Origin of the sequence: Streptomyces sp. Y1, from assembly GCF_041053115.1 — a bacterium.
Lineage (GTDB): Bacteria > Actinomycetota > Actinomycetes > Streptomycetales > Streptomycetaceae > Kitasatospora > Kitasatospora rubellomurina.
Genome location: NZ_CP163445.1, coordinates 5,527,026 through 5,544,509, shown reverse-complemented (window position 1 = coordinate 5,544,509; position 17,484 = coordinate 5,527,026). Strand labels below are relative to the sequence as shown.

8 protein-coding genes are annotated in these 17,484 nt (G+C 73.0%); 3 read left to right on the top strand and 5 right to left on the bottom strand.

What is annotated here, in order from left to right; all coding sequences use genetic code 11:
• Window positions 1-515 precede the first annotated feature (515 nt).
• Window positions 516-5,951: a pullulanase-type alpha-1,6-glucosidase gene (pulA, locus tag AB2U05_RS24020; RefSeq protein WP_369185986.1), complete on the bottom strand. Its 5,436-nt coding sequence runs from the start codon at window positions 5,949-5,951 to the stop codon at window positions 516-518.
• Window positions 5,952-6,354: 403 nt separating this feature from the next.
• Here pulA and AB2U05_RS24015 point away from each other — a divergent pair, with 403 nt between their 5' ends.
• On the top strand, window positions 6,355-7,323 hold the full coding sequence (locus AB2U05_RS24015) for a phosphatase PAP2 family protein (RefSeq protein ID WP_078860296.1): 969 nt from the start codon (window positions 6,355-6,357) through the stop codon (window positions 7,321-7,323).
• Between the two features lie 57 nt (window positions 7,324-7,380).
• Here the strand turns inward: AB2U05_RS24015 and AB2U05_RS24010 are convergent, their stop codons facing one another.
• A complete protein-coding gene (locus AB2U05_RS24010; RefSeq protein ID WP_369184227.1) occupies window positions 7,381-10,407 on the bottom strand; it encodes a bifunctional [glutamine synthetase] adenylyltransferase/[glutamine synthetase]-adenylyl-L-tyrosine phosphorylase in 3,027 nt (1,008 codons plus the stop codon).
• Window positions 10,408-10,572: 165 nt separating this feature from the next.
• On the opposite strand from AB2U05_RS24010, the gene AB2U05_RS24005 reads away from it, so the two are divergent.
• Window positions 10,573-11,733 carry an acyltransferase family protein gene (locus AB2U05_RS24005; protein ID WP_369184226.1) on the top strand — a complete coding sequence of 387 codons (1,161 nt, stop codon included), beginning with the start codon at window positions 10,573-10,575 and terminating at the stop codon, window positions 11,731-11,733.
• On the opposite strand, the gene AB2U05_RS24000 is transcribed toward AB2U05_RS24005, so the two are convergent.
• Both AB2U05_RS24000 and glnA read right to left on the bottom strand, forming a co-directional pair.
• A complete protein-coding gene (locus tag AB2U05_RS24000) occupies window positions 11,694-12,986 on the bottom strand; it encodes a hypothetical protein (protein ID WP_369184225.1) in 1,293 nt (430 codons plus the stop codon). The two genes, AB2U05_RS24005 and AB2U05_RS24000, sit on opposite strands and share 40 nt — an antisense overlap.
• An 86-nt stretch (window positions 12,987-13,072) precedes the next feature.
• Complete coding sequence (gene glnA, locus AB2U05_RS23995; RefSeq protein ID WP_045699350.1) at window positions 13,073-14,434, bottom strand: type I glutamate--ammonia ligase; 1,362 nt, start codon at window positions 14,432-14,434, stop codon at window positions 13,073-13,075.
• Window positions 14,435-14,630: 196 nt separating this feature from the next.
• Between glnA and AB2U05_RS23990 the strand changes: the two genes are divergently transcribed.
• On the top strand, window positions 14,631-16,385 hold the full coding sequence (locus AB2U05_RS23990; RefSeq protein ID WP_045699348.1) for an NAD+ synthase: 1,755 nt from the start codon (window positions 14,631-14,633) through the stop codon (window positions 16,383-16,385).
• Between the two features lie 5 nt (window positions 16,386-16,390).
• Here AB2U05_RS23990 and AB2U05_RS23985 read toward each other — a convergent pair whose 3' ends face one another.
• Window positions 16,391-17,431: an endonuclease/exonuclease/phosphatase family protein gene (locus AB2U05_RS23985; RefSeq protein ID WP_045699346.1), complete on the bottom strand. Its 1,041-nt coding sequence runs from the start codon at window positions 17,429-17,431 to the stop codon at window positions 16,391-16,393.
• Window positions 17,432-17,484: the final 53 nt, after the last annotated feature.

Genomic DNA, 17,484 nt, shown 5'->3' with positions numbered 1-17,484 from the left:
GGAGAGAACCTGGGCCGCAGGGTTGCGGCGCAGTGGGGGCCCCCGCCCGCGGTGTGCGGCGGGGGTGCGGTCGTCGGTGCTCACTAGTCGTTGCAGGGACGCGCTGCACCTGGACTGGTCCTGCTGCACCGGGGGGTGGGGCCCCCTCGTCTGCAGCCGGAGGAATCGTGGCAGCAAACGACTCGTTAATGACAGATGCATGCCACTGATTGGCCGATTCATTACCGAAACCGTATGGGCGACTGGTCGTCAGTTGTGTTACGGCATGACCAAGCCTGAACACGGTTTTCATGCCACCCGGAAAGTTCGATCACCACCGGAAGTCGCTGACCAGCAACCGGTCTTGGCGCCCGTACCGCCGGGTAGGGAGCAGCACCGCCGGCGCCCGGCACGTCACAGTTCCGGCCGTGCCAACGACTGTTTCCGGCCAACCCCGCACGCCGGGTGAACCGGAAAGGGCCCCGCACCGCCGGGAACGGCGGTGCGGGGCCCGGTGGTGGCCGGCCGTCAGGAGATCAGTTCTGTACGAACACCGCCACCGTGCGGCCCGGCACGGTGAAGGTGCCGGTCGCGGCGTCGAAGCCGGAGCGCTTCACCACCTGGTCCGCGCCGCCCGCCTGGACGGGGTGCAGCGCCTGGCTCGTCCCCTTCAGTCCGTCCACGGTCTGCGACTGCGCGGTGGGCGTCGCGTTGAAGACCACGGTGACGCCCTTCTCCGCGCCCGCCAGCCCGGTGCCGTCCAGGTGCAGGGTGATCACCCCGGGCGTCTCGCCGGGCGTGCCGGAGAGCGGGTACGACAGCCGCTGCTGGACGTCGGCCAGGGTCGGCAGCGAGAACAGCGGCGAGGACCGCTTGATCCGCAGGAACTCCTGGAACTGCGCCGTGGTCGCCCGGATGTCGCCGGCCCCCACGGTCAGCCGCGGGTCGGCCAGCAGGGACTTGGCGGTCGGCCACAGCTCCTGGTTGTCCTTCGCCATCGGCAGGCCGCGCCCCCAGCCGTTGCCCTGGGCCGCGTCCCAGTGGATCGCGTTGAACCAGTCGCCCGAGTCGTAGGAGTTGGCGTCGAGCGACTTGGAGCGCAGCAGGTCGCTGCCGGCCTGGGCGAAGCCCGCGCCCTGGGTGAGCGCGGTCAGCGACAGCCCGAGCGCCTGCATCCGCGCGCGGTCGGCCGGCGAGGTGCCGGTCGGCAGCTTGTACGCGAGCGCGTCGAACAGGTCGGTGTTGTCGTGGGCGTCCACGTACTCCACCGCCTCGCCCGGCTTGGCCGCGTACCCGGTCGGGGCGCCGTTGTAGTCGACCTGGGCGCCGGTGACGGCCTTGCCCGAGCTGTCGGTGAAGGAGTAGCCGGCCAGGTTGCCGGTGAGCCCGACCTTCAGCTGGTCCATCTGGTGCAGCAGCCGGGCCTTCTGCTCCGCCGGACTCCCGTTCGCGGCCGAGCCGTTGGGGTCGGAGTACAGGCCGGAGGCGAAGCCCTGCTGCGGCGCGGAGCTCAGCATGAAGTTGCCGCCGCGGGCGGCGTCGCGCAGACGGTCGTCGAAGGTGGCGATGCCGGTGCCGGCCATGTTCCGCTGGGTGGCCTGCTCGAAGCGGGCGTTGTCGGCGACGGCGCCGAAGTTCCAGCCCTCGCCGTACAGGAAGACGTTCTTCCCGTCCACGCCGTCCGACTCCGGGGTCATACTCCGCAGCGCGGCCTGCACGTCCAGCATGGTGGACTTCGGGTCGAGGCCCATCAGGTCGAAGCGGAAGCCGTCGACCTGGTACTCGCGGGCCCACAGGGTGACCGAGTCGACCACCAGCCGGTTCATCATGGCGTGCTCGGGCGCCGTGTCGGCGCAGCAACTGTCGGTCGTCACCTTGCCGTTGGCGTCCAGCCGCTGGTAGTAGCCGGGGACGACCCGGTCCAGCACGGAGTGCTCGGCCTGGCCGCTGGCGGCGGTGTGGTTGTAGACCACGTCGAGCACCACCCGCAGCCCGGCCGCGTGCATCGCCTGCACCATCTGCCGGAACTGCAGCGTCCGGGCCGTGCCGGTCGGGTCGGTGGCGTACGAGCCCTCCGGCACGTTGTAGTGCAGCGGGTCGTAGCCCCAGTTGTACGCGTCGTCGGCGGCGACGGCCGCCACGCACTCCTGCTGCTTCGGCCCGTCCGGCGGGAGGGACGCGAGGTCGCAGGCGGGCAGCTTCTGGTCCGCCCGGTTCTCCCGGATGGTGGCGATGTCGAAGGTCGGCAGCAGGTGGACGGTCGTCACCCCGGCCTTGGCGAGGTCCCGGAGGTGCCTCATGCCGGCCGAATTCGACTCGGTGAACGCCAGGTAGGTGCCGCGCTCGGCGGCCGGGACGCTCGGGTCCTCGACCGAGAAGTCCCGGACGTGCAGCTCCTGGATCTGCTGCTGCGCCGGCGGGACGGCCTGCGGGCGGGTCTGCTCGTCCCAGCCCTGCGGCTTGAGCTCCTTGGCGTCCAGGTCGGCGACCAGGCTGCGCGTGGAGTCGGCGGCGAGGGCCACCGAGTACGGGTCGGTGACGGTGTTGACCACCAGCTGCTGCACCGAGGGCGCCCAGACCTTCACCTGGTACAGGTAGTACTTGCCGTTCAACTCGCCCTTGTCGCGGACGAGTTCCCACACGCCGGTCTCGTCGTCCCGCGTCATCGGCAGCGTCTTCGGGGTGCCCCCGGTGGCGCTGTCGAAGACCTGGACGGACACCTGCTGCGCGGTCGGCGCCCAGAGCGAGAGGGCGACCTTGCCGTCGTAGTAGGCCGGGCCGAAGTCCACCTTGCCGGTGCGGCGCGCGTACAGGTCGTCCAGCACCCCGGGGATCTGGACGCCCGTGCCCGCCAGCACGGCGCCGTTCGGCAGGTGTTCGGTGAACAGCAGCTGGCCGCGCAGCGCGGCCGGGACGCGGGCGGCGTCCCGGGCGTCCACGGTGAAGGCCCGGTAGCCCGCCAGGTGCGGGTATGCGGCCTTCTGGGCGTCGGTCAGCCCGCCGGCGACGGGGGTGAGCCGGAGCCACTTGCCGGGCTTGGTCAGCACGCCCTTGTCGGCGCGGATGCCGCCCTCGGGGTCGTAGACCAGCTGGGCGCTGGTGCCGCCGGCCAGCGCGGCGTCGCTCGCGCCGTAGCCCGCCGGGACGACGACGGTCCGCGCGTCGATCCACTGCGCCTTGGCGCCGGAGAGGTCCACCTGCGAGGAGGCGGCCGGGTTCTGCGGCAGCAGGTAGCCCTCGCGGCCGCCCAGGATCCAGACCTCCCGGCCGTTCTGGGCGAAGTCCAGCGACTGGTCGGCGGGCAGGTCCTTGTCGTTGCCGTTGTGCAGGATGTAGCTGAGGCTGGTCGCGCCGGGGGCCAGCGGCACCTCGAAGACGGCGCCGAAGGCGTCGCGGCGCGCGGGCATCAGCGGCTTGCCCCAGTCGGTGGGGTTGGCGGCGCCGGTCCAGTCGTGCAGGCCCCAGCCGTCGTAGCTGCCGTCCGGCCGGTTGTAGTGGATGACGGCGGTGTTGGCGGGCTGGCTGTTCGCCGGGCCGGGGTTGGTGGTGCGCACGGTCGGGTCGCCCTGCTTCAGCCAGACCTCCCCGGTGCCGCCGACGTCGAGGTGCCGGTCGGCGTCGACGTCCTTGGTGCCGTTCTTCTCCACGATGAAGCCGAGGTCCGAGGCGCCCGGCTTCAGCTTCACGTACGCGAAGGCGCCGTACGCGTCCCGCCCGGTGAAGGGGTGCCCGGCGGGCCACTGGGTGCCCTCGCCGTCCGCGAGGTCGCCCCAGGCGTAGAGGTTCCAGCCGTCGTAGTCGCCGTCCGGCCGGTTGTAGTGGACGACGGCGTACGGGCGGGAGCCGGCGGTGGGCGCCGGCGCGGGCGCGGGGGTGCCGGTGGTGAAGCTCGCGGTGGCGGAGCGCAGGTGGCCGCCGGCGTCCTGCACGACGGCCTTGTAGCGCACCACCGTGCCGGGGGCGACGCCGCCCAGGTCCTGGGTGACGGCGTACTTCCCGGTGTCCGAGGTGCCCAGCGTCCGCCAGGGGCCGTCGCCGACCTGCGCGGCGAAGCTGACCCGGCCGAAGCCGCCGTCGGTCCTCGCCCCGATGGTCACCAGCCCGGTGGACCCGTCCGCGGGCGGCTGGACGGACAGCTGCGGCGCGGCGGCGGCCGGTGCCAGCCTGCCGCCCGCCTTGAACACGACGGAGGACAGCGCCGGCACGGTGACGGTGACCTTGCGGTCGGCGCCCGAGGTGAGCGCGGCATCGGCCGCCGGGTAGATCCGGTCGAAGCCCATGCCCGCCGAGAAGGTGTCCAGCGTGACGGTCTTCGCCTCGGTCGCGTTGTTCACCGCCACCAGGTACTCGACCTGCTGCCCGGCGTCGATCCGGGAGAAGGCGTACACGCCCGCGCCGTCCGCCGCGTACCGCTCGATCTGCGCGCCGTCGGCCAGGGCCGGGTTGTCCCGGCGCAGCTTCGCCAGCCCGGCGATGCCCTGGTACAGCTCGCCGCCCTGCCCGTACCGGTCGGCCGGCCCGGGCGTGCCGCCGAGCACCCGGTCGCCGTTGTAGGAGGCGGTCTTCGAGGCGAACAGGTCCTGCCGGGCGTCCTTGTCGCCGCCGGCGCCGGTGAAGCCCTGCTCGTCGCCGTAGTAGACGACGGGCTGGCCGCGGGTGAGGAACTGCAGCTCGCTGCCGAGCCGGTCCTTCCTGAGCAGGGTGGCCTCGTCGGCGCCGGGGTTGTCGGCGAGCAGGAAGGAGCCGAAGCGGCCCATGTCGTGGTTGCCGAGGAAGGTCGGCAGCTCGTACGCGTCGGTGTCGGCGCTGGTGTAGCGGTAGTCCTGGCCGTACACGTCGGCCAGGTTCTTCGCCGAGCCGCCCTGGGAGACGTAACTGCGGGCCGCGCCCTGGAACGGGAAGTCGAGGGTGGCCTGCAGCCTGCCCTTGGTGACGTACGGCGAGGTGACCGCCGGGTCGCCGGAGTAGACCTCGCCGAACATGAAGAACTTCTTGTTGCCCTGCTTGGCGGCGAAGTCCTTGAGCGCGGGCGCCCACTGCTGCCAGAACGCCATGTTGACGTGCTTGACGGTGTCGATCCGGAAGCCGTCCACACCGGCGTCCTTGACCCACTGCTGGTAGACCTTCTCGAAGCCCTGCACCACCCGGGGGTTCTGGGTGTCGAGGTCGTCGAGGCCGCTGAAGTCGCCCTCGGTGGCGGACTCGCCGACGAAGGTGGAGTCGCCGCGGTTGTGGTACAGCGCCGGGTCGTTGAGCCAGTCCGGGCTCTTGGCCTTCGCGTCGGCCGGGGTGCGGAAGACCGGGGTGTAGGGGAACGAGTCCTTGGTGGTCCGCGGCCAGCGCGTGCCCGCGTCGGCGGTGGCGGTCTCGTCGACGGGGTTGCCGTCCGCGTCGAGCGTCGGGTAGGCGCCGGTCGAGCGGTAGGCGTGCTGCTGCTCGGCGTAGTCGATGACGTCGGCGGTGTGGTTGGTGATGACGTCGAAGAAGACCTTGATGCCGCGCGCGTGGGCCTTGGCTATCAGCTCCTTCAGCTGCTCGTTGGTGCCGAAGTGCGGGTCGACCTGGGTGAAGTCGGTGATCCAGTACCCGTGGTAGCCGGCCGAAGCCTGGTCGCCGGTGCCCTGCACGGGCTTGTTCTTGAAGATCGGCGCCATCCAGATCGCGGTGGTGCCGAGGTTCTGGACGTAGTCGAGCTTCTGGATCAGCCCGGCGAGGTCGCCGCCGTGGTAGAAGCCCTTGTCGGCGGGGTCGAAGCCGTTCTCCAGCCGCCCGCCGGTGATGCCTCCGGTGTCGTTGCCGGTGTCGCCGTTGGCGAAGCGGTCGGGCAGGACGAAGTAGAACTGCTCGCGGCTGAGGTCGTGCCGCCCGGCGGTGGCCGCGAGCGCGGCGTCGGAGGGCGGGGCCGGCGGGGCGGCGGCCAGCGCGGCGGGGGCGCCGCCGAGGGTGGCGGCGGTCAGCGCGGCGGCGAGCAGGACGGCGGTGCGGCCGCCGGGTCCGGTCCGCGCGGCGCGTCGGGTGCTCCGTGGACGGCGGAGCGGCGTATCGGCCACTGAGGGCTCCCTGGGGGAAGGGTCGGGAAGGGGTCGATCGGGTTGCCAGGAAGCTAGCGGCCTGCAATATGTTTCAGCAAGATGCAGAAAGGGTTTCGGGCCCGGAAACTCGGGCCCCCCGGGGCGACGGCCACCCCGATTACGCCGGTGGAACGGTCGGCGTGACAATGGGACGTATGTCCGCCCCACCGGTAACCACCAGACCCGATCACGCCCCCTACCCCGGTGGGATCCGCCCCCTACCCCTCAAGGGGGACAGCCGGTGAAGAATCCACTTCCACAGGATGAGCAGACGGCTACGGGAGGTCTGGCAGACTTCTCGTCCATGGGGGAACCGACCGAGATCCAGCAAGGCGACGCCGGGCGCGCCGACGCGGCCCACGACGGCGGTTCCGCAGCGGCGGCGGGCACCACGGCCCGTACGCCCGAAGGAGCCACCCGTGTCGCCCAGTCCCGCTCCGCCGCGCTGCGCAGCCGCATCCGCGACCAGCGCCGCTCCCCCGCCCGCCCGCGCCTCTGGTTCGAGCTCGCGCTGATCGGGGTCAGCTACTGGCTCTACTCGCTGGTCCGCAACGCGGTCCCCGAGCAGGAGTCGATAGCCCAGAAGCACGCGCGCTGGATCTGGGACCTCGAACAGAACCTCGGCATCGCCGTCGAGCGCTCGGTCAACCACGCGATGGACGGCGTCGGGTGGCTCATCACGGGGATGAACTACTACTACGCGACGCTGCACTTCATCATCACGATCGGCGTCCTGGTCTGGCTCTACCGCAGCCACCCCGGCCGCTACGTCGCGGCCCGCACGGTGCTCTTCGTCACCACCCTGATCGCCCTGGTCGGCTTCTACGCCTTCCCGCTGGCCCCGCCCCGGCTGATGACCGACGGCGGCTTCATCGACACCGTGCAGACCCACCACACCTGGGGCTCGTTCGCCTCCGGGCCCGCCGCACACGTCTCCAACATGTACGCCGCGATGCCCTCGATGCACATCGGCTGGTCGATGTGGTGCGGTCTGGCGATCTTCTTCCTGGCCCGCCGCACGTGGGTCCGGGTGCTCGGCCTGGCGTACCCGGCCGCCACCCTGCTGGTCATCGTCTCGACCGCCAACCACTTCTGGATGGACGCCGTCGGCGGCGAGATCTGCCTGGCGGCCGGCTTCCTGGCCGCCCGCTGGCTCTACCACGAGTGGGTCTACCGGCTGCCGCGGGTCCCCGCCGCCCGGGGCACCGCCGAGGCGCCGATCACCGTGCCCGAGCAGTGGAGCGAGCCGGCGGTCAGCACCGCCCGTCGCTAGCCGTCCCAGCCGTACGACGAAGGGGCCCGCCGTTCCGGAGGGCCCCTTCTCGCGTGCTCAGCTGTAGCCGTAGAACAGCCGGTCCACCACCGCCCGGGCCCGCCGGGTGGTGCGCCGGTAGTCGTCCACCAGCTCCCCGCTGTGCCCGGCGCCGTACCCCAGGTAGCGGGCCACCCCGGCCAGCTCCCGGGCCTCCCCGGGGAAGCTGTCGCCCGGCCGGCCGCGCACCAGCATCACCGCCGAGCGCACCCGGGAGGCCAGCACCCAGGCCGCGTCCAGCACCTCGGCGTCCGCCGCCGTCACCAGCCCGGCCCCGGCGGCCGCCGCCAGCGCCGCCCTGGTCCGGGTGGTGCGCAGCGCGGGCAGCTCGTGGCCGTGCCGGAGCTGGAGCAGCTGCACCGTCCACTCGACGTCCGCCAGCCCGCCCCGGCCGATCTTGGTGTGGGTGGTCGGGTCGGCGCCGCGCGGCAGCCGCTCGGCCTCGATCCGGGCCTTGATCCGGCGGATCTCCAGCAGGTCCCGCTCCGGCACGCCGACGCCCGGGTAGCGCAGCGGGTCGATCAGCTGCCGGAACCGCGCACCCAGGTCCTCGTCCCCGGCGACCGGCTCGGCCCGCAGCAGCGCCTGGCTCTCCCAGGCGTGCGACCAGCGCCGGTAGTACGCCGCGTACGAGGCCAGGGAGCGCACCAGCGGGCCGCTGCGCCCCTCCGGCCGCAGGTCGGCGTCGACCAGCAGCGGCGGCTCGGTGGAGGGCGCGGCCAGCAGGGTGCGCAGTTCGTGGCAGACGGCCTGGGCGGCCCGGGCGGCGTCCTCCTCCAGCGAGCCGAGCAGCGGCTCGTGGACGAAGAGCACGTCGGCGTCCGAGCCGTAGCCCAGCTCCCGGCCGCCGAAGCGGCCCATCGCGATCACCGAGATCCGGGTCGGCAGGCCTCCGTTCGCGGCCTCCCAGCCGGCCACGCAGGCGCGCAGCGCGCCCTCCAGGGTGGCCGCGTTGAGGGCGGTCAGGGCCTCCCCGGCGGTGTCCAGCGCCTCGGCCGGGTCGTCGGCGAGCCGGCCGAGCACGTCGGCGGCGGCGGTGCGGAACAGCTCCCGGCGGCGCACCGAACGGGCGGCGGCCACCGCGGCGGCGGTGGACCCGGCCCGGCCGACCGCGGCCAGGACCTCCGCCTGCAGGGCCGCCCGGCCGCGCGGCTGCAGGCCCTGCGGGTCCCCCAGCATGGCCACCGCCTCGGGGGCGCGCAGCAGCAGGTCGGGCGCGAGCCGGCCGGCCGACAGCACCCGGGCCAGCTGCTCGGCGGCGGCGGACTCGTCCCGCAGCAGCCGCAGGTACCAGGGGGTGCGGCCGAGCGCGTCGGAGACCTGGCGGAAGTTGAGCAGCCCGGCGTCCGGGTCGGCCGAGTCGGCGAACCAGCCGAGCAGCACCGGCAGCAGGGTGCGCTGGATCGCGGCCTTGCGGCTCACCCCGGAGGCGAGCGCGCTGAGGTGGCGCAGGGCGGCCGCCGGGTCGGCGTAGCCGAGCGCCTCCAGCCGGGCCCGGGCCGCGTCCGGGCTCAACCCGGCCGCGCCGGTGGGCAGTTCGGCGACGGCGTCGAGCAGCGGCCGGTAGAACAGCTTCTCGTGCAGCCGGCGCACCTCGACGGCGTGCCGCTTCCACTCGCGCCGCAGCGCGGCCACCGGGTCGGAGCGGGTGTCGTCGTTGATCAGCGGGGCGAGCGAGCGGGCGAGGCGGCGCTGGTCCTCCTCGGCGGTGGGCATCAGGTGGGTGCGGCGCAGCCGGTACAGCTGGATGCGGTGCTCCAGCGAGCGCAGGAAGCGGTAGGCGCGGTCCAGCGAGGCGGCGTCCGCCCGGCCGACGTACCCGCCGCGGGAGAGCGCGGCCAGCGCCTCCAGGGTGTTGCCGCTGCGCAGCGCCGGGTCGGTGCGGCCGTGCACGAGCTGGAGCAGCTGGACGGAGAACTCGACGTCGCGCAGCCCGCCGGGGCCGAGCTTGAGCTGGCGGTCCAGTTCGGTGGCCGGGATGGAGTCGATCACCCGGCGGCGCATCTGCTGCACGTCGGCGACGAAGTTGTCGCGGGCGGCGGCCTGCCACACCATCGGGGCCAGCGCCTCGACGTAGGCGGCGCCGAGCTCGGCGTCCCCGGCGACCGGGCGGGCCTTCAACAGGGCCTGGAACTCCCAGGTCTTGGCCCAGCGCTGGTAGTAGGCGAGGTGGCTGGCCAGGGTGCGCACCAGCGGGCCGTTGCGGCCCTCGGGGCGCAGGTTGGCGTCCACCGGCCAGATGGTGCCCTCACCGGTGGTGTCCGCGCAGAGGCGGGTGAGGGCGGCGGCCAGCCGGGTGGCGGCCTTGATCGCCTCGTGCTCGTCGACGCCCTCGCGCGGTTCGGCGACGAAGACGACGTCCACGTCCGAGACGTAGTTGAGTTCGCGGCCGCCGCACTTGCCCATGCCGATCACCGCGAGCCGGCAGGCCTCGGCGGCCTCCCGGTCCTGCGCGGCGGCGAGGTCCAGGGCCGTCTGCAGGGTGGCGCCGGCCAGGTCGGCGAGTTCGGCGGCGGTCTGGGCGAGGTCGGTGGTGCCGGTGAGGTCGCGGGCGGCGATCGCCAGCAGGCAGCGGCGGTAGGCGATCCGCAGCGCGTCCGCCGGGGTGTGCCCGTCGCGCTCGACGCCCTCGGCGAGGGCGCGGCGGAAGTCCTCCGGGCCGGGGTGCATGTCGCGCAGCTCGAAGGTGACCAGCACGTGCCAGTCGTGCGGGTGCCGGGCGAGGTGGTCGCCGAGGGCGGCGGAGACGCCGAGCACGCCGAGCAGCCGGTCGCGCAGCGGTTTGGCGGTGGTGAGGGTGTCGCGCAGGGTGTGCCGGTCGGCCTCGTCGGCGGCCTCCAGCAGCCGGGCCAGGCCGAGCAGGGCGAGGTCCGGGTCGGCGGTGGCGCCGAGCGCGTCCAGCAGCACCGGGTCGTCGGCCAGCCCTTCCAGGCCCGGGCCCTCCAGCAGCCGTACGGCCTGCGCCGGATCGCCGAACCCGCGCCTGACCAGCCGCATCTCCGGCCGGCTCACCCGGCCTCCGGCCCGCTGCTCCTCCACCGTCATCGGCCCCTCCATCCGTCCCGTCCAGCAGGTTACGCGCCCGCCGCCCGCCGCGCCGGGTGTGACCACCGGACGGCCACTGCGGTGACGCGGCCCGTGACCGGCACCCGTGACCCGGCACCCGCCGGAATCGTTCACCCGGCGGATCCCCCCACCCCCGGAGCCCCGATGCCCAGTCGTCTGCCCTCGCTCACCGGGCTGCGCTTCTGGGCCGCCCTGCTGGTGGTGCTCTACCACCTGTCCCGCAAGGTCGGGGAGCTGCCGCTGCTCAGTCCCCTGGCCTGGTACGGGCGTTCGGGCGTCACGTTCTTCTTCGTGCTGTCCGGCTTCGTCCTCGCCTGGACGTACCAGGGCTCGGCCGCGTCCGCCGGTGCCTTCGCCCGCCGGCGGTTCGCCCGGATCTGGCCGCTGCACGCGCTGGCCACCGTGCTGTCGCTCGGCGCGGACGCCGCGATCGGGGCGGCGCTGCCCGTCGCGGCCGCCCTGTGGTCGCTGGTGCTGCTGCACACCTGGGCGCCGTCGACGGTGTACGGCGGCAATCCGGCCTCCTGGTCGCTGGGCGCCGAGGCCTGGTTCTACCTGCTGTTCCCGGCGCTGCTGCGGCTGTCGGGGGCGCGCCGGCGGGCCTGGCTGCCGCTCGCGGCGCTCTGCGCGGCGCTCGGGCCCGCCCTGTGGGCGGCCGGTGCGCTGCTGCCCGGCGACGCCGCGCTGCGCGGCTTCCTGCTGGACTACCTGCCGCTCACCCGCACCCCGCAGTTCGTCCTCGGCGTGGTCACCGGCCTGGCCGTGCGGCACGGCCTGCTCCCCCGGCTGCGGCTCGCCCCGGCCGCCGGCGCCGTCGCGGCCTGGCACCTCGCCCTGGTCCCCTGGCACGCCGCCGTCCCGGACGCGCTCTGGTACGGCCCGTACAGCGCCGCCCAGTTGCTGCCCGCGCCGCTGTTCGCGGCGCTGCTGGCGGCGGCCGCCCAGCGGGACGCCGCCGGGACGGCGCCCCGGCTGCTGGCCGGCCGGGCGGCCGTCCGGCTCGGCGAGTGGTCGTACGCCTGGTACCTGGTGCACGAGCTCGGCATCCGCTGCTGGCTGGCGTGGTACGGCCGCCCCGCCCCCGGGCTCGCGAGGGCGGGCGTGTGGCTGCTGCTGGCCGGCGGCTCGCTGGCCGTGGCGGCCGTGCTGTACCACCGGGTGGAGCGCCCCTGCGAGCGGCTGCTGCGCGGCGCGGCCCGCTCCCCGAACACGGCGGCGCCGCTGCCGCGGGTGGTGCGGCAGCGGCGCCCTTCCGAGGCGGACCGTCAGACGTCCGTCGAGCCGTCCAGGTTCACCCAGGCGTAGAAGACGCCGATGTCGTAGCCGTTCTTCGTGGTGTCGAAGATGGTCTTGATGTCGGTGTCCCCGTCCCGCAGGAACGGCGAGACGTCCCAGGTGTCGGAGTCGTAGCCGAAGTTGTTGCGGTAGGTCGGGTTCCGGGTGAACGCGTCGGCCGGGTTCAGCTCCTCGATGGTGGAGTTGAAGGCGTTGTCGGCCGGGTGGTTGACGTCGGAGAACATCGTCCTCGGCCCGTTGGTGGACTTCACGGCGAGGGTGTCGCCGGTCCACTTGAGGTCGCCGTCGTAGACGACCCAGCCCATCTTGGCGGCGGGCGGGCCGCTCTGCTCCGTCTGCAGCCCGGGCAGGTCGACCGTCAGCTCGGGGCTGTCCGGCAGCTCGACCTGGAAGCCGTCCCAGACGTGGAGGTGCCGCTTCGGCAGGCAGTCGTTCTCGTACACGACGACGATCGTCCAGCCGCCCCAGCTGTGCGGCTTCACCACGGAGTCCATGTTGGCGACGGTGTAGGTGCCGTTGCCGGCGTTCTTGACCAGGTCGGTGACGTCGGCGGAGGCCTGGTAGCTGCTCTCGTCGGTGGTGGTGATGTAGCCGATGGACGGCTGGTCGTTGGCGATGTTGCGGTACTGGTCCTCGCCCGGGACCTTCAGGTAGACCTCGTCGATCTGGCTCTCCGGCAGCACGGTGTCGCCGATGCCGCGGGTGCCGCCCCAGTACAGCCGCGCGTACCGGACCTTGGAGCCGTCGATCAGGCCGAGGTCGGCGGAGCTGGCCGAGTAGATCGGGTCACCGAGCGGGCCGATCGAGCCCGGGTCGATGTTGACGTACTTCATCTCGTACTTGTTGTTGATCGGCAGCGGGCCGAGCCCCTTGCGGGCGTCCAGGCACGACACCTGCGCCGGGTCGACCGGCGGCTTGGTCTCGTCGCAGGTCATCAGCGAGTTGCTGATCCGCTTGATGCCGCCGTGGAAGTCGCCCTCGAACCGCGTGGTGAACGGCAGCGGGTTCGCCGTGACGACGCTGTCCCGCGTGTGGGGCTTCGAGGAGCCGGAGCCGCGGGCGTCGGCCAGGGTGGGGGCCAGCAGCTGGCCGGCGACGGCGGCGAGGGCCGCCCCCGCGACGACGGCCCGGCGGGCGATCCGCCGGGCGCGCGCGACGCGGCTGAGGGGGGAGGGGAGCATGGTGTCCTCTCGGGAGGTGGAGAACGGGATCAGGCCCATCGGACCACACCGCTCCGTCACGCTCTCGTCACACTCCGCCATCGGAGAATCGTTCCGCCCGAGATCCACCCGCGAGGGGGGTCCGCCGTCACCCTCTCGAATGACGACGGGCCCCGAACGGTTTGCGCCTACAGCACCTGCAGGTTCTTCCGCAGCTCGAACGGCGTCACCTCGGAGCGGTACTCCTCCCACTCCTGACGCTTGTTCCGCAGGAAGAAGTCGAACACGTGCTCGCCCAGGGTCTCGGCGACCAGCTCGCTGCGCTGCATCAGGTCGATCGCCTCGCCCAGGTTCTGCGGCATCGGCTGGATGCCGAGGGCGCGGCGCTCGGAGTCGGTCAGCGCCCACACGTCGTCGTCGGCGCCCGGCGGGAGCTCGTAGCCCTCCTCGATGCCCTTCAGGCCGGCCGCGAGGGTGACGGCGTAGGCGAGGTACGGGTTGCAGCCGGTGTCCAGCGAGCGGACCTCGATCCGGGTGGAGCCCTGCTTGCCCGGCTTGTACATCGGCACCCGGATGAGCGCCGAGCGGTTGTTGTGGCCCCAGCAGATGTACGACGGCGCCTCGCCGCCCGCGCCGGCGGTGCGCTGCGAGCCGCCCCAGATGCGCTTGTACGAGTTCACCCACTGGTTGGTGACGGCGGCCGTCTCGGCGGCGTGCTTCAGCAGGCCGGCGATGAAGGATCTGCCGACCTTGGAGAGCTGGTACTCGGCGCCGGACTCGTGGAAGGCGTTGCGGTCGCCCTCGAACAGCGAGACGTGGGTGTGCATGCCGCTACCGGGGTGCTCGGAGAACGGCTTGGGCATGAAGCTCGCGTGCACGCCCTGCTCCAGCGCGACCTCCTTCATGACCAGACGGAACGTCATGATGTTGTCCGCGGTGGACAGCGCGTCCGCGTAGCGCAGGTCGATCTCCTGCTGACCGGGCGCGCCCTCGTGGTGCGAGAACTCCACCGAGATGCCCATCGACTCCAGCATGGTGATCGCCTGGCGGCGGAAGTCGTGGCCCACCCCGCGCGGGGTGTGGTCGAAGTAGCCGGACTGGTCGGCGGGGATCGGCGGGGTGCCGTCGCCGGGCAGGTTCTTCAGCAGGAAGAACTCGATCTCCGGGTGGGTGTAGAAGGTGAAGCCCTGGTCGGAGGCCTTCTCCAGGGTGCGCTTGAGCACGAACCGCGGGTCCGCGTAGGAGGGCGAGCCGTCCGGCATCAGGATGTCGCAGAACATCCGCGCCGTCCCCGGAGTCTCCGAGCGCCACGGCAGGATCTGGAAGGTGGTCGGGTCCGGCTTGGCGATCATGTCGGACTCGTACACCCGGGCGAAGCCCTCGATCGCCGACCCGTCGAAGCCGATGCCCTCCTCGAAGGCCTGCTCCAGCTCGGCCGGCGCCACCGCCACCGACTTCAGGTAGCCGAGCACATCGGTGAACCACAGCCGGACGAACCGGATGTCACGCTCCTCGAGCGTCCGAAGCACGAACTGCTGCTGCTTGCCCATGGGGACAGTCTCACCTCTGCTCTTTACGCTCGTGTTACGCCCCGGAGGCCGCGGAGGGACGTCGTGGGGCGACTGCCCCCATCATGGCCGATCCCCGCCCGGCACGGCACCGTCGACCCCGGCACCGACCGGGCGCGGAGCCCGGCGGCGAGCCCCGCGCGGGACATCGCGTCAGTTAGACGATTACACTCGTGGCATGCCCAATCTCCGTCTCGCCCTGAGCCAGATCGACCCCTGGGTCGGTGACATCGCGCGCAACAGCGATGAGGTGGTGCGCTGGACCAAGCAGGCCGTGGAGGCCGGTGCGCAGCTGGTCGCGTTCCCCGAGATGGCCCTGACCGGCTACCCGGTCGAGGACCTCGCGCTGCGCCGTTCCTTCGTCGAGGCGTCCCGCGCGGCGCTGGTCGAGCTGGCGGGCCGGCTGGCCGACGACGGGCTGGGCGGGGTGCCGGTGGTGGTCGGCTACCTGGGGCGCTCCGAGCACGCCTCGCCGCGCTTCGGGCGGCCGGCCGGGTCGCCGCAGAACTGCGCGGCGGTGCTGTACGGCGGTGAGGTGGCGACCCGCTTCGCCAAGCACCACCTGCCCAACTACGGCGTGTTCGACGAGTACCGCTGGTTCGTCCCCGGCGACCAGCTGCCGGTGCTGCGGGTCGGCGGGGTGGACGTCGCGCTGGCGATCTGCGAGGACATCTGGCAGGACGGCGGCCGGGTGAGCGCCGCCCGCGAGGCCGGGGCCGGGCTGCTGCTGGTGGTCAACGGCTCGCCGTACGAGCGGAACAAGGACGACCAGCGGCTGGAGCTGGTCCGCCGCCGGGCGGCCGAGGCGGGCTGCACCCTGGCGTACGTCAACATGGTCGGCGGCCAGGACGAGCTGGTCTTCGACGGCGACTCGATCGTGGTCGACGCGGACGGCGAAGTCCTCGCCCGCTCCCCGCAGTTCGAGGAGCACCTGCTGGTCCTCGACCTCGACCTGCCGGAGGCGAGCAGCGACCACACCGACGGGCTGCTGCTGAGCGACGGCCTGCACCTGGTCCGTACCGAGCTGGGCGACGAGCCGCGGCCGGCGCCCGCCGAGAGGCTGACCGCCGAGGTGGCGCCGCGGCTCTCCGACGAGGCCGAGATCTGGGCGGCGCTGGTCGCCGGCACCCGGGCGTACGTGCAGAAGAACGGCATGCGGTCGGTGCTGGTCGGCCTGTCCGGCGGCATCGACTCGGCGCTGGTGGCCTCGATCGCGGTGGACGCGATCGGCGCGGAGAACGTGTACTGCGTCTCGATGCCCAGCCGCTACTCCTCGCAGCACTCCCGGGACGACGCGGCCGAGCTGGCCCGCCGCACCGGGCTGCACTTCCGCACGGTCTCGATCGCCCCGATGTTCGACGCCTACCTGGCCGCCACCGAACTGACCGGCCTGGCCGAGGAGAACCTGCAGTCCCGGCTGCGCGGCACCCTGCTGATGGCGATCTCCAACCAGGAGGGGCACCTCGTGCTCGCGCCCGGCAACAAGAGCGAGCTGGCGGTCGGCTACTCGACCCTGTACGGCGACTCGGTGGGCGCGTACGGCCCGATCAAGGACGTCTACAAGTCGCTGATCTTCCGGCTGGCCCGCTGGCGCAACGAGGAGGCCGAGCGGCGCGGCGAGGTGCCGCCGATCCCGGAGAACACCATCAGCAAGCCGCCGTCCGCCGAGCTGCGGCCGGACCAGGTGGACACCGACTCGCTGCCCGACTACGACCTGCTGGACAGCGTGCTGGACCGCTACATCGAGGGCGACGAGGGCCGGGACGCGATCGTCGCGGCCGGCTTCGACCCGGCGGTGGTGGACCGGGTGGTCCGCCTGGTCGACACCGCCGAGTACAAGCGGCGCCAGTACCCGCCGGGCCCGAAGGTCTCGGCGAAGAACTTCGGCCGGGACCGCCGCCTGCCGATCACCAACCGCTGGCGGCGCGGCTAGGACGGTCAGTACCGGAAGGCGGCGGCCACCGGGAGGTGGTCGCTGCCGTCCCGGGGCAGGGTGCGGGAGTCGACCGGCTGGAGCCCGCCCCGGCTCATGATCTGGTCGATCCGGGCCATCGGGAACGACGACGGCCAGCTGAAGCCGAAGCCGTCCCCGGCGGCGCCCTGGGCCGAGCGCATCTGCGAGGTGACGGGCGCCAGGCTGCGGTCGTTCATGGTGCCGTTGAGGTCGCCGAGCAGCAGCACCTTCTTCAGCGGCTCGGCCTGGATCGCGTCGCCGAGCGCCTGCGCGCTGACGTCCCGCTGGTGGACGGTGAAGCCGCCCTCGGCCTTCAGCCGGACGGACGGCAGGTGCGCGACGTACACCGCGAGCGGGCCCTGCGGGGTGGTCACCTGGGCCCGGAAGGCCCTGGTCCAGCCCATCCTGAGGTCCACCGGGGACACCTCGCCGATCGGGTACTTCGACCAGAGGCCGACCGTCCCCTGCACCGTGTGGTACGGGTAGGCCCCGGCGAGCCCGGTCTCGTACGCGTGCAGCGCCCGGCCGGCCAGCTCCTGCAGGGCGACGATCTGCGCGCCGGAGTCGACCAGGCCGCGCACGGTGCCCGGCACGTCGGTGTTGTCGGCGGCGACGTTGTGGCTGACCACCGTCCAGTCCGCCTTCCCGCCGCTCTTGTCGGTGACCAGGCCGCCGAACAGGTTGGCCCACAGCGCGGCGGGCAGCAGCAGGGCGATCAGCGCGGTGGCGGAGCGGCGCAGCAGCGCGGGCACCAGCAGCGCCGGGACGGCCAGGCCCAGCCAGGGCAGGAAGGTCTCCAGCAGGCTGCCGAGGTTGCCGACGCCGTTGGGCACCTCGGCGTGGAAGGCCAGCAGCGCGCCGACGGCCACGGCCAGGGCGGCGACCACCAGGCCGCGCCGCCACGTGGTGCTGCCCCGCCCGTCGCGCCCCCACTGCCGGAGCCCGAGGAAGCCGCCGGGACGGGCCGCCTGGGCCGGGGCCTGTTCGTCGGCCCCGAGCCGTTCGGTCCGTTCCGCCTGCGTCATCCGTGACTCCCGTCGCTCGTGCCGTCCGCCGGTCCGGGCCCGGCCCGCGTCGG